At 40.3% G+C, this 13,516-nt stretch carries 13 protein-coding genes; 6 read left to right on the plus strand and 7 right to left on the minus strand.

The features are described 5' to 3' along the window. Positions 1–12: 12 nt before the first annotated feature. From CYO92_RS01705 to CYO92_RS01720, 4 genes are read right to left on the minus strand one after another with little or no spacing between them, the layout of a single operon-like run. A complete protein-coding gene (locus CYO92_RS01705; protein ID WP_103589324.1) occupies positions 13–885 on the minus strand; it encodes a carbon-nitrogen hydrolase in 873 nt (290 codons plus the stop codon). 1 nt (position 886) lies between these two features. Continuing rightward, a complete protein-coding gene (locus tag CYO92_RS01710) occupies positions 887–1,813 on the minus strand; it encodes a cation diffusion facilitator family transporter (protein ID WP_103589325.1) in 927 nt (308 codons plus the stop codon). Between the two features lie 2 nt (positions 1,814–1,815). Beyond that, entirely contained in the window at positions 1,816–2,784 is a 969-nt protein-coding gene (locus CYO92_RS01715) for an agmatine deiminase family protein (protein ID WP_103589326.1), read from the minus strand. Further along, positions 2,781–3,026, minus strand: coding sequence for a CBU_0592 family membrane protein (locus CYO92_RS01720; protein ID WP_103589327.1), 246 nt, complete (start codon positions 3,024–3,026; stop codon positions 2,781–2,783). The genes CYO92_RS01715 and CYO92_RS01720 overlap by 4 nt, the downstream gene beginning before the upstream one ends. Positions 3,027–3,136: 110 nt before the next feature. On the opposite strand from CYO92_RS01720, the gene CYO92_RS01725 reads away from it, so the two are divergent. The 4 genes from CYO92_RS01725 to CYO92_RS01740 all read left to right on the plus strand — a co-directional run bounded on the left by CYO92_RS01725 (position 3,137) and on the right by CYO92_RS01740 (position 6,138). Next, on the plus strand, positions 3,137–3,790 hold the full coding sequence (locus CYO92_RS01725; RefSeq protein ID WP_103589328.1) for an amino acid ABC transporter permease: 654 nt from the start codon (positions 3,137–3,139) through the stop codon (positions 3,788–3,790). Next, a complete protein-coding gene (locus tag CYO92_RS01730; protein WP_084110058.1) occupies positions 3,777–4,445 on the plus strand; it encodes an amino acid ABC transporter permease in 669 nt (222 codons plus the stop codon). The genes CYO92_RS01725 and CYO92_RS01730 overlap by 14 nt, the downstream gene beginning before the upstream one ends. Position 4,446: 1 nt before the next feature. Continuing rightward, on the plus strand, positions 4,447–5,184 hold the full coding sequence (locus tag CYO92_RS01735; RefSeq protein ID WP_103576670.1) for an amino acid ABC transporter ATP-binding protein: 738 nt from the start codon (positions 4,447–4,449) through the stop codon (positions 5,182–5,184). A 93-nt stretch (positions 5,185–5,277) separates the two neighbouring features. Further along, positions 5,278–6,138, plus strand: coding sequence for a cysteine ABC transporter substrate-binding protein (locus tag CYO92_RS01740; protein ID WP_087577940.1), 861 nt, complete (start codon positions 5,278–5,280; stop codon positions 6,136–6,138). Positions 6,139–6,531: 393 nt separating this feature from the next. On the opposite strand, the gene CYO92_RS01745 is transcribed toward CYO92_RS01740, so the two are convergent. From CYO92_RS01745 to groES, 3 genes are all read right to left on the minus strand, one after another. Continuing rightward, positions 6,532–7,899: a phosphomannomutase/phosphoglucomutase gene (locus tag CYO92_RS01745; RefSeq protein WP_103589329.1), complete on the minus strand. Its 1,368-nt coding sequence runs from the start codon at positions 7,897–7,899 to the stop codon at positions 6,532–6,534. A gap of 133 nt (positions 7,900–8,032) precedes the next feature. Beyond that, positions 8,033–9,667 carry a chaperonin GroEL gene (groL, locus tag CYO92_RS01750; RefSeq protein WP_002940160.1) on the minus strand — a complete coding sequence of 545 codons (1,635 nt, stop codon included), beginning with the start codon at positions 9,665–9,667 and terminating at the stop codon, positions 8,033–8,035. Between the two features lie 17 nt (positions 9,668–9,684). Then, the gene (groES, locus tag CYO92_RS01755) at positions 9,685–9,945 is read right to left on the minus strand and encodes a co-chaperone GroES (protein ID WP_021091238.1); all 261 of its coding nucleotides are present in this window, start codon (positions 9,943–9,945) and stop codon (positions 9,685–9,687) included. Positions 9,946–10,113: 168 nt separating this feature from the next. Between groES and CYO92_RS01760 the strand changes: the two genes are divergently transcribed. After that, positions 10,114–12,657 (plus strand): tryptophanyl-tRNA synthetase, encoded by a 2,544-nt coding sequence (locus tag CYO92_RS01760; protein WP_103589330.1) that lies wholly within the window; start codon positions 10,114–10,116, stop codon positions 12,655–12,657. Next, complete coding sequence (locus tag CYO92_RS01765) at positions 12,658–13,476, plus strand: MFS transporter (protein WP_180997862.1); 819 nt, start codon at positions 12,658–12,660, stop codon at positions 13,474–13,476. Positions 13,477–13,516: the final 40 nt, after the last annotated feature.

Here is a 13,516-nt window from a genome sequence, read left to right on the forward strand (position 1 = left end):
CTAGCTCTAAATTTAGTCGATAAACCTCTTTGTGATATTTGCGTAGGCATCGATCCTGCGGTCTCTTAAAAATGGCCAAATTCTGCGCACTTCTTCGCTTCTTTTCATGTCTATTTCTACGATCTTACACTGCTCGCTATGGCTATCTGCACGGAAAAGTTGCTCGCCTTGTGGGCCAAAGACAAAGCTATTTCCCCAAAATTTTATCCCATCCATCACGCCGCTATCATCTTTTTCAAAGCCCACACGATTTACTGCAACAACCGGCAGGCCATTTGCCACGCTGTGACCTCGTTGTACCGCCACCCACGCTTCAAGCTGTCTTGACTTTTCATCGTCATTATCACCCTCAAACCAGCCAATAGCCGTTGGATAGATGAGAATTTTCGCCCCTTTTAGCGCCATGAGCCTTGCCGCCTCTGGATACCACTGATCCCAACAGACCAAAACTCCAAGCTTACCAAGGCTAGTTTCGATCGGCTCAAAGCCGATATCGCCAGGCGTGAAGTAAAATTTCTCATAAAATCCAGGGTCATCAGGGATGTGCATTTTTCGGTATTTGCCAGCCACGCTGCCATCACGCTCGAAGACAAAGGCGGTGTTGTGATAAAGTCCGTCAGCCCTCTTTTCAAAGAGCGAAGTGACTAAAACAACGCCATTTTCTTTTGCTACCATGCCCCAAAAAGCGACGTCCTCTTGCCAGTCGTTTGCATGATCAAAAAAATTTGTATCCTCGCTTTGGCAAAAGTATTGCGTCTGGTGCAGCTCTTGGCAGACGACTAGATCAGCGCCACCTTTTTTTGCCTCAGCTATTAGCTCAAGCGTCTTTGCGATGGTCGCCTCTTTTGTCCCTTTAAATTCTTGTTGAAGTAGTGCTACTTTCATCTCATTTCCCTTCTTTGTCGTTGTATGGGTCTAAATGCGTGGTTATCTGCCACGAAAATTCCTTAAATTTCTCTCTTATCTCAGCTTCAAGCGAGTCAGCTACTTCGTGCGCGTCGTAAAGCGAGATATCTTTGTCAAAAACTAAATGCAGCGTTAAAAATATGGTATTTGTGCTCTGCCTTGTGTTTAGGTAGTGAAAGTCTGAAATCCTCTGCTTTGCCTTTATCATCTTGATGATCTCCTCTGTGACCTCAGGGCTTGCTGCGTGATCTAGCAAGACACCAAAGGCGTCTTTGCCAAGACTTATGGCGCTTTGAGCGATGTAGCCACTTATCACGATACCAAAGATCGCATCTATCATCACAAAGCCGCTAAATTTAATGATAAGTAGTGAGATGATGACTGCAAGGTTGCTAAAAAGGTCGATCTTATAGTGCAGCGCGTCTGCTTTTATGATAAGGTTGCCACTTTTTTTAGAAATTTGGTTTAAAAATAGCACCAAACATAGCGTCACTATGACCGAAAACACCATCACGCCAAGGCTTAAGCCAAGGTCTATCTCTAAATTTGGCTCGCTAAATTTCTTAACGCTCTCATAAAATATATATCCAGCAGCCAGCACGATGATGACGCACTCAAATAGCGCTGCCAAGGCCTCTAGCTTTGTGTAGCCAAAGTTAAATCTCTCATCGGCTTGCTTTCTTGACTTTCTAAGCGCAAATAAATTTAAAAGTGAAACGATAAAATCAAGCATTGAATCAATCGCCGAGCCAAGCACAGCGACTGAGCCGCTAAAAAGCCCAGCTGCAAATTTCACAAGTGCGAGCAAAAAGGCGCAAGCTCCAGCTGCGATAACGGCCTTATTTTCGCCCTGCGTGCACTCCTGCTTATTTATGCGGTTAAACTCATAATCAAACGGACTTGACAAGGCTAAGCCCTCTTGTATCTATTTTGGCTTGAGCAGTGAAGCGAGCCATTTTGACGGACAAAAACTAGCGAATTTACACCGATGATCTTTCTATCTGGCAGCGCCTTGGCTAGTAAATTTAGCACCTTTTCATCGTTTTCGTCGTTATATGTTGGCACGATCAAGGCACCATTTATAAAGATGAAATTTGCATAGGTGCAGCCAAGCCTTTTGCCCTCATAAAATTTAGGCTTAGGAAGCGGCAGAGCAAGTAGCTTAAAGCCAGTTTTTTTAAGCTCATCCTCCATCTTTTTAAGCTCATCAAAGTGCTCATCACTCTCATCTTCGCAAGATGCGTAAGCGATAGTATCAGGCGTGATAAAACGCGCTAAAGTGTCGATGTGACTATCTGTGTCATCGCCTTTTATAAAGCCATTTTCAAGCCAGATGATACGCTTTAAGCCAAATAAATTTTTTAGTTTTTCTTCGATCTGCTCTTTGCTAAGTGCTTTGTTTCTATTTTCATTTAGTAAGCATTTTGAGGTGGTTAAAAGCACGCCATCTCCGTTAAACTCAACACTTCCGCCCTCTAGTATCATATCAACTGGCTCAAGCCTGGTTTTATAAATTTTAGCTAGCTCCAAATTTAGGGCATCATCTTTTGAGCTCTTAAATTTACCGCCCCAAGCGTTAAATTTAAAGTCATAACTCTTTACGCTATCTTCGGCACAAACGTCGATCATGCCGTAGTCTCTGATCCAAGTATCATCAGTCTCAAGCTTAACAAACTCAACATTTTTAAATTTCTTAAACCTAGCGAAATTTGCCTCATCAGGGCAGATGAGCACCACCTTTTCAAAGGGCGTAATAGCAGCCACTAGCTCTTCATAACTAGCTAAAATCTCCTCTAAATAAGGTTCCCAGTCACTCTTACTATGTGGCAGCGATAAAAACAAAAGCTCCTGCTTTTCCCACTCTGCATACGCTCTCACGCTCTCTCCTTATAAATTTTATAAATTCCATAAATCGTAATGAATATCCAAAAGACCTCTATCAAAAATGAACCGAGGTTAAAGTGCACAAAAAGCGAGATGATAAGTAGCACCGCACCTACTAAATTTATTATCTGATAGGCTAGATTGCGGCTATTTAGGCGGCCAATCTGAAGTAAAAAGTAACCCATCACGATGCAAATCATCCCTAAAAAGCCGATGATCTGAAAAAGATCGATCAAATTTTATCCTTTTTTCAAGCTTAAATTTAAAGCAAGATCATATCTAATTAGTTTTAAATTTATGATTATAAGATAAAATAACTCCATTTTTCAGATTGGATTAAAGTTTTATGGATTTTGAGTTTATTGAGAAATTTTATCCGCTTTATGTTAAGGCCGGAGTGCTTACCTGTGAGATCGCCTTTTTAGGGATCGTTTTTTCTATTTTGATCGGTATTTTTTGTATGGCTGTGAAATTTTACAAGCTCAAATTTCTATCAAAAGTGATTGACTGCTATGTCGAGCTCTCAAGAAATACGCCACTTCTTATACAGCTTTTCTTTTTATATTATGGCTTGCCAAAGCTTGGAGTGTCGATGAGCGGCTTTACCTGTGCGGTCGCTGGGCTTAGCTTTCTTGGTGGCAGCTACATGAGTGAGAGCTTTAGGCTTGGCTTTGAGGCGGTGAGAAGGTCACAGATAGAAGCGGGACTAAGCATCGCACTTAGTAAAAATCAGCTCCTAAGATATGTTATCTTGCCTCAAGCATTTAGTGTGGCAGTGCCAAGCATTAGTGCAAATATTATCTTTTTACTAAAAGAGACAAGCATCGTTAGTATCGTAGCCCTTGCCGATCTAGTTTACGTCGCAAAGGATCTCATTGGGCTTTATTACAAAACAGACGAAGCGCTTTTTATGCTGGTTATTAGCTATCTCATCATTATCTTGCCAGTCTCGCTAGTACTTAGCTATGTCGAAAAAAGGGTGAGAAATGCAAGGAGTTAGTATTTTATTTGACACGCAAAATTTACTAAGGCTCTTTGAAGGTCTAGTCGTTAGCACAGAAATTTCATTTATCTCTATCTTTATCTCTATAATCGGTGGCTTAGTGTTTGGCGTGCTTATGAGCATGAAAAACAAATTTATCTATTTTATTTTAAAAATTTGCCTAGAAATCGTTCGCATAATGCCTCAGATCGTTTGGCTATTTTTATTTTATTTTGGTGTCAGTAAGGCGTTTGATATTCATATTTCAGCATTTACAGCCTCACTCATCGTCTTTAGCTTGTGGGGAATTTTTGAAATGATGGACATCGTGCGTGGCGCAATAACATCAATACCAAAACATCAATTTGAATCAGCCGCATCGCTTGGACTTAGTAAATTTCAAATTTACTCTCACGTCATCATCCCACTAGCCACGAGAAGGCTAGTGCCTGGAGCTGTAAATTTACTAAGCCGTATGATAAAAACGACCTCCATAGTCGTGCTAATCGGCGTTGTAGAGGTGGTCAAAGTCGGTCAGCAGATCATTGAGCGAAATGTATTTACAAATCCTATGGCGCCATTTTGGATATACACGCTCATATTCTTTTTATATTTTGCGATCTGCTATCCAGTCTCAAAATTATCAAAAAAACTAGAAGAAAAATGGAGCTAAAATGAGCGAAAATATATTAGAACTTAAAAAAATAAATAAATTTTATGGAGAGCTTCACGCCTTAAAAGATATAAATTTAGAGGTTAAAAGCGGCGAAGTGGTCGTGCTTCTTGGACCATCTGGCTGTGGCAAAAGCACAACTCTTAGGTGTATAAACGGTCTTGAGAGCATAGCAAGCGGTGAGATCATTATAGACGGTGAAGTGATAGACGCTAAATTTAATGATTGGCAAAGGATCCGCCAAAAAGTCGGCATGGTCTTTCAAAGTTACGAGCTGTTTGATCACATGAACGTCATAGACAACGTCCTTCTTGGGCCTTTAAAGGTGCAAAAAAGAGATAGGGTCGAGGCCGAAAAGACAGCTGATATGTGGCTAAGCAAGGTTGGGCTACTTGATAAGAAATTTGCCTATCCAAAGGAGCTAAGCGGCGGTCAAAAGCAGCGCATAGCAATAGTAAGAAGCCTTTGTTTAAACCCTGAAATTATGCTATTTGACGAGGTTACGGCTGCGCTTGATCCAGAGATCGTTAGAGAGGTGCTTGACGTGATACTAAATTTAGCCAAAGATGGCATGACGATGCTAATAGTCACCCACGAGATGAGCTTTGCAAGGGCGGTTGCAAACAAGATCGTATTTATGGACGCTGGGGCGATCGTGGAGATCAGCGAGCCAGAGGAATTTTTTACCAACCCAAAGAGCGATCGCGCGAAGAAATTTCTAAATTTATTCTCGTTTTAGAAAAAATAAGAGATAATTTGCCGTTTTTTCAAAATGCGTTTAGAGCGAAATTTTAACGCTCTTATTTATTTAACTTTTTTACAAGGAGAAAGAGTGAGAAAATTTAAATTTTTCTTATTAGCATTAATCGCTACCGTCTTTCTAACGGGTTGTGGTAATGACAAAGGTGCCGACACGGCAAAAGCTGCTTCAAACGAAGCTGATGCGATCGCAAAGATCAAAGAGCGCGGATATGTAAGAATTGGCGTTTTTAGCGACAAACCACCATTTGGCTATGTCGATAAAGACGGCAAAAACCAAGGCTATGATATTTACTTTGCAAAACGTATCGCAAAAGACCTACTAGGCGATGAGAGTAAGGTAAAATTTGAGCTAGTTGAGGCTGCTGGTAGAGTTGAAGTTTTAGTAGCTGATAAAGTAGATATCACGCTTGCAAATTTTACAAAAACACCTGAGCGTGCACAAGTTGTTGATTTTGCACTTCCATACATGAAGGTTTCGCTTGGCATCGTAAGCCCTGAAGGTGCGGTGATAAAGAGCATCGATGAGCTAAAAGACAAAACCCTAATCGTAAATAAGGGCACAACCGCAGACGCGTTTTTTACAAAAAATTATCCTGACATTAAGCTTGCAAAATATGACCAAAATACTGAAACATTTGCAGCTTTGGTTGATAAAAGAGGTGCCGCACTAGCACATGATAATGCCCTACTTTTTGCCTGGGCAAAAGAGACTCCAGGCTTTGTCGTAGGTGTTGAAGCACTTGGTGATGTGGATGTGATAGCACCAGCTGTTAAAAAAGGTAACAAAGCTTTACTTGACTGGCTAAACAATGAGATCATTGAGCTTGGAAAAGAAAATTTCTTCCATAAAGACTATGATGCTACACTAAAACCGATCTATGGTGATAGTGTCAATCCAGAATCACTTGTCGTTGAAGGCGGCAAACTTTAAAAATTTAATGGCGTAAATCTTTACGCCATCTCTCTTTTTTTAAATTTAACAAATACGTTTGTAAAAATTTTTGCCGGTAGGTTACACTGCATAAAATCCATAAAGGACGGATATCTTACATACCTGAGCAGTAAGCTAGTAGATGAACCCTTGCAACAATAAACTGAACGCCAATATTATATAGACTACTTTTGGATTTAAATTGCATTATCCACATGAAGGTTCAAAAAAGCTAAGATGCATGTTTTTGATAAATTTAAATTACAGATAGTATGTATGCAGAGAAAAAATCCGCGAAAGCTAGGCAAGAAAGATAGATCTTAGTTTTTGAATGTCTAAATAAAATTTTAAAAGCATTTTGGAGTAAATTTAGCCCAAAATGCTTATTGTAAGCTACATTAAGCTCTTTAATAAATTTGTCACCTTTTGCTCGATCTCTTCTAGAAATTCCTTGCTCTTTGCCTCAAATCTAGTGACGATAACTGGCGTTGTATTTGATGCGCGCACTAGCGCCCAGCCATTTTCAAACTGAATTCTTATGCCATCAATGTCGATAATATTTTTTATCTTTGGCAGGTCGCAACTCTCGTTTTTCACACACTCTTTTAGCTTGGCTACTATCTTAAATTTAGCCTCGTCAGTCGTCTTTATCTTGATCTCATCGGTGCTAAAGACAAGTGGCATCTTATCAAGCTCACCGTCAAGGTCAAAGCCTTTATGAACTAGCTCAAGCACCCTCATCATCGCATAAAGCGCATCATCAAAGCCAAAATAGCGCTCCTTAAAGAAGATATGGCCACTAACTTCAGCTGCGAGATCTACGTTTAGCTCTTTCATCATCTTTTTGATGTTGCTATGCCCAGTCTTACCCATGAAAACTTCGCCGATCTTTGCGATCTCATCGTACATGTTTTGCGAACACTTAACCTCACCAAGCACCTTTGGATGTTTCATATTTAGAGCATAAAGATATGCTAGCTCATCGCCTTTTATATCTCTTTTTGGCGTTATAACCGCAATCCTATCGCCATCTCCGTCAAAGCCAAATCCAAGGTCAAACTCCTTCTTTTCGATGAGCGAAAATATCTCTTTTAAATTCTCTTTTTCACTTGGGTCTGGATGGTGATTTGGGAAATTTCCGTCTGGATCTTCATATAAAATTTTTGCATTTAGCCCGAGTGCCTTGACGATAGGCACCAAACTCACGCCAACAGCTCCATTTGCACAGTCGATGATAAAAGGCTTTTTGAAATTTTTAAGCTCACTAAATTCTTTTACAAAAAACTCGACATATTTTTCTAGGATATTAAATTTCTCACAGCTCTCATCGTCTGCGATCTCTAAATTTGAGGCGATTATCTCATTAACTTTATCTTTTAAAATTTGCAGATCTTTGCCAAAAAAACTATCTTTTTTGATAGTAATCTTAAAGCCGTTGTACTCTTTTGGGTTGTGAGAGCCCGTGATCATGATATTTGCGTCGAAATAATCAGCATAAACACTAAAGTAGCCAACGGGAGTTGGAAGTAAGCCGATGTTGTAAATTTTAAAGCCACCAGCCTTGTTTAGGCCACTTAGCAGGTACCTAAAAAGCGTTCTAGCACTTAGTCTTGCGTCAAAGCCAACACTTAAGGTTTTTACGCCAAATTCGTTAAATTTCTTACCCAAAGCAAGCCCTATAGCCTTGACGCTATCTTCTGTCAAGTCTTTTTCAAAAATGCCACGGATGTCGTATTCTCTAAAAATTTCATCATATTTCATTGTAAATTCTCCCTAAAAGAAAGCAAAATGATACAAGAATAAATTTAAAAAGGAGTAAATAATTTTATAAATTTAGTGAGGCTAAAGTTTAAATATAAATTCGAGCTAGAAGGCTCTAGCTCGAAAAGGGCTGCTACATCATGCCGCCCATACCACCCATTCCGCCCATGTCAGGCATTGCAGGCATTGCTTTTTCTTCTTTTATCTCGCTGATAGTTGCTTCAGTTGTTAGTAGCAAGCTAGCCACGCTAACAGCGTTTTGAAGCGCAACTCTCTCAACTTTAACTGGGTCGATGATACCAGCTTCAAACATATTTACATATTCGCCAGTTGCAGCATTAAAGCCAAAATTTGCATCTTTGCTTGTTTCAACTGCGTTTGCTACCACGCCTGCATCAAATCCAGCGTTTTCAGCGATTTGGCGAAGTGGAGCACGAAGCGCTCTTCTAACGATCTCAGCGCCGATTGCCTCATCACCTTGTAAATTTAAATTTACGCTCTTTGAAGCAAGGATAAGAGCTGAACCGCCACCTACTACGATACCCTCTTCTACGGCTGCACGAGTAGCACTTAGTGCGTCATCTACGCGGTCTTTTTTCTCTTTCATCTCAGTCTCAGTCGCAGCACCTACTTTGATAACTGCCACGCCACCACTTAGTTTTGCAAGGCGCTCTTGAAGTTTTTCTTTGTCATAGTCACTTGTTGTCTCTGCAATTTGTGCTTTGATCTGAGTTATTCTAGCGTCTATTGCTGACTTTTCGCCTGCACCATTTACGATAGTTGTGTTATCTTTGTCGATAACTACGCTTGAAGCTTGTCCAAGGTCGTTTATAGTAGCGCTCTCAAGTGTTCTGCCTAACTCTTCGCTGATAACTTCGCCACCTGTTAAGATAGCGATGTCTTCAAGCATCGCTTTTCTTCTGTCGCCAAAGCCAGGAGCTTTAACAGCTGAGATGTTTAGCACGCCGCGAAGCTTATTTACAACAAGCGTTGCAAGTGCCTCGCCCTCAATATCTTCAGCGATGATTAGTAGCGGTTTGCCACTCTTTTGTACTTGCTCAAGCACAGGGAGTAGATCTTTTAAATTTGTAATCTTCTTGTCAAATAGCAATATAAATGGGTTACTTAGCTCAACTTGCATCTTTTCAGGGTTTGTGATGAAGTATGGGCTTAGATATCCGCGGTCAAACTGCATACCCTCAACAACACTTAGCTCGTCTTGGATAGATTTTGCCTCTTCTACTGTTATGACGCCATCTTTGCCAACTTTTTCCATCGCATCAGCGATTAGTTTGCCGATGCTCTCATCTGAGTTAGCAGAGATAGTAGCGATCTGAGCGATCTCTTTTGAACCTGATACTTTTTTAGAGATATTTTTTAGTGCATCTATAAGAGCTGCTACTTCTTTATCCATACCGCGTTTTACTTCGATAGGATTTGCGCCAGCAGTTACGTTTCTAAGACCCTCTTTAAATATCGCGTGAGCTAGTACAGTAGCTGTTGTCGTGCCGTCACCTGCTTGGTCGTTTGTCTTACTTGCTACTTCTCTAACTAAACTTGCACCCATGTTTTCGATAGTATCTTTTAGCTCAACCTCTTTAGCCACACTAACGCCGTCTTTTGTGATGTTTGGAGCGCCAAAGCTCTTTTGGATAAGGACGTTTCTACCTCTTGGTCCCATTGTTACTTTTACAGCATCATTTAGTTTTTTTACGCCCTCGTATAGGCGGTTTCTTGCATCATCAGAGTAAAAAATTTCTTTTGCCATTGTTTTTCCTTTTTAAATTATTTAATCACGCCTAAAACATCATCAATGTTTAAAACAAGATATGTTTTATCATCTAAATTTATCTCAGTGCCACCGTATTTTGCAAATACAACTTTATCACCAACTTTTACACCCTCTACTTCAGCACCAACTGCTTTTACCTCACCGCTTAAAGGTTTTTCTTTTGCGTTATCAGGTATAATGATGCCCGAAGCCGTGGTCTTTGTCTCCTCTACGCGTTCGACTAGAACACGCTTGCCTAATGGTTGAAAGTTCATTGTTCATCCTTTTGGTTTAATTGTCTTTTTTAGCACTCTTTATTTTTGAGTGATGAGATCCTAGCACTTTTTTCTAAAAAAGTCAATAATTTATAGTTAAATTTTATTAAAACTTTAGTCACTTACACTAAAGTTTTATGATATGTAAAACTAATATAAAGGAAATTTATGAAAAAAATAGCCTATTTAGTAGTGGCTTTGGGGCTGATAATCCTTTGCATTTTTGGCTTTATCTTTAGCTCTTTTGGTAATAAATTTATAGCCAACAAAATAGAAAAAGAGGCACTCGCTCGCGGTATCGACATCAAATTTAAAGATTTTAACCTTGGGCTTAGCACGCTAAATTTAGAAGCGACCGCGATGAGCACCATAAATTTAAAGGCAAATGGCGATCTCTCGTTACTTGCTCAAAGTATTAATTTAAACATAGACATAAACACCAACATGGCAAAGGCTAGCAAGCTTGGATTAAAAAAAGATGTCGCACTTAAAGCAAACGTGGCTGGTAAATTTAGCGACTTCAAGCTAACAGCAACTGGCACGGCGCTTGGCTCAAACATAAATTTAAACGCAAATTTAAAAGACTACCTACCAAAAGCTCTAAATCTTGATGCTAAAGACATCGAGCTTTCTGAGATATCAGCTCTTGCTAAAAATCCAAATTTAGCTAGCGGCAAGCTTGATCTAACGAGCAACATGCAAGGGGTTGATGAGAAAAATGAGCCGATCATTAACGCTCAAATTTTAGCAAGCGGTGCAACGATAAACAAAGAAATTCTAAAAAATGAATTTGGACTAAATTTAGCAAAAGATATAAACTTTAAAGGCGGCGTAAATGCTAAATTTGCAAATGAAAAAGTGAGCGCAAAAACCATTATCATCGCACCTGAAGCTACTTTAAAAGCAAATGAGACGACTTATGATCTAAGTAGCAAAAATTTAAAGAGCGACTTTTCTCTAAATGTGCCTGATCTTGCTCTTTTTGGCAAGCTTTTGGGGCAACAGCTAAGTGGCGCCGTGGATGCAAATGGCGAAATTACGATGCAAGAAAATGCCCTTAAAAACCTAAAAGCTGAGATAAACGGGCTTGGTGGTAAGATAAATGCAAATTTTGATAGTAAAAACTTGACCATAAATGCGGCTAACATCAAGCTAAAAGAGCTTCTAGTACTTGCCTTGCAGCCTAGCTACGCAGACGGAGAGATAAATTTAAATGCAAATTTTAGCGGCTTTGACGAGCTAAAAAAGCTTGCGGGCGAGGCTAAATTTGAGATAAAAAATGGCCTTATAGATAATGGTCTTGCAAAGCTTAAAAATGCGGCGAAATTTGAGCTTAAAGGTGGCGCCATAGCAAAAGGCGAGCTTGTAAATTTTGACGCAAACGTGCTTAGCGATCTTGGAGAGCTAAAGGATATAAAGGGCGTTTATGACCTAAAAAACAGCCAAATTTTTAGCAAATTTGCCCTGCTCATTAGCGACCCTGAGAAATTTAAAGCGGTTAGTGGCTTTGAGGTTAGCTCAAAGATGATGCTTGCGGGCGATGTAAAGGTCAAAGATAGCAAGATAGATGAGTTAAATTTAGGTGGCGATGCCTTTGCTGGCAAACTAAACGCCACTATAAAAAATGAAAATCTTGATCTTAGCCTAAAAGAGTCGCAGCTAGGAGAAATTTTAGCACTTAGTGGCAACGACAGACTGGCAAACGCTAAGGCAAATGTGCAAGCAAAGGGGCAAAATATCTTTAGCAAAAGCCAAAGCATCGCCGCTGAGATCGCTTTAAATGATGGCAAATTTAACGCCGCAGCGCTTAGCAAAATACTTGATAAAAAATTCCCAGAAAATGAGAAATTTAGCTCAAATTTGAGCCTAGACTATAAAGGCGACGTAGCAAAATTTAGTGGCGACTTTCTTAGCTCATTAGCTGATATAAAGGGTATAGATGGCAGCTTTGACGTGGGCATAAGCACGCTAAGCTTAAAGCTTCAAGCGGTAGTTTCAGAGCTAAATAAGCTTGCATTTTTAGCTGGCCGCGAGCTTCACGGTAAATTTGCAGCCATCGTAACGGCAAACGGTAAAGTGGATGATCTAAGCGTAAAAGCTACTTCAGATGATCTATTCAATGGTAAACTCGAGGCAAACTACAAAGGTGGCGCGCTTGATGCGGTGCTAAAAAATTTTGAAGTCAAAGGGCTAACGCAGACTTTGGGGCTGGATCATCTATATGACGGCAACGGCGATGCTAAATTTGACTACGAAACAAAGCAAAAGCTCGGCAAATTTGACATCTTGCTAAAAGAGGGTCACCTAGCCAACACAAATCTCACAAACAATATAAAAACCTTCACCGGCAAGGACATCACAAAAGAAATTTACAAAGACGGCAAAATTTACGGTGACATAAAGGGCAATAACGTTGTTTTTAACGTAAATTTAAGCTCGCCAAAGAGCGATATAAAGGTTACAGGCGGCACTTATAACACTGCTACAAAAATGCTTAACGCGCCGCTTGTTTGCAGGCTAGAAAAGACCGATCTAAACGTGCAAATTTCAGGCACGACAGACAAGCTAAAATACGACGTCAGATCGCAATATCTTGAAAATAAGGTCAAAAAAGAGATAGGTAGATTTTTAGACAAAAAGCTTGGCAAAGATGATGATGACACAAGCGGTGAAAAACAAAATTTAAAGGGGCTTTTAAAAGGGCTATTTTAGATGAAAAAGGCGGAAAATTTAAAGTATCTAATGGGGCTTGGGCACTTTTGTAGCGACATAAACCAAAGCGCGCTTGGTGCGATGCTACCCTTTTTCATCGCGAGCTACCACTACGACTACGCCACAGCTGCCTCGCTCGTGACCGCCACAAATTTAGCAAGCTCACTCATCCAGCCACTTATCGGCCGCCTAAGCGACAAAAAAGAGCTGCCATACGTCATCCCGCTTGGGCTACTGCTTGCAGGCGGGGGCATGAGCCTCACTGGCTTTGTGACAAACTACTACATCATCCTAGTTTGCGTGATGATAAGCGGTATCGGCGCCGCTCTCTTTCACCCAAGTGCCGCAAGGATCGTAAACTACGCCTCAAACGCCAAAAATAGAGCCAAAAGCATAAGTATATTTTCATTTGGTGGTAACGTGGGCTTTGCAGTTGGGCCCATTTTAGTCGCCGTTTTTGTGGGGAATTTTGGCCTAAAAGGGACGCTAGTCTTTATAATCCCTCAAATTTTTCTAACACTTTTATACCTTAAAAAGGGAAAATTTATAAAAGCGCTAGAAGGCAGTCACAAAAAGCAAATCTCACAAAAAACAAGCGCTCTAAAAGACGATCTGGGCGCATTTTTGAGGCTTTGTCTATGTATATTTTCACGCTCTATCGTCACTTTTGGCTTTGCGGCATTTTTCAGCATCTATCTAATCAAAATTTTTGGTCTTAGCAAAGAGGCTGCAAATATAAATTTAAGTATGTTTTTTGCTGCAGGTGCGATCTCTACGCTATTTGGCGGGGCACTAGCCGATAGATACGGCTTAGTTTAGGCTCATCAAAATAAGCCTAAGCATCGCCGCGCCGCTAGTC

The sequence above is a fragment of the Campylobacter concisus genome (genome assembly GCF_002913715.1).
In the GTDB taxonomy this organism is placed as follows: Bacteria; Campylobacterota; Campylobacteria; order Campylobacterales; family Campylobacteraceae; genus Campylobacter_A; species Campylobacter_A concisus_AG.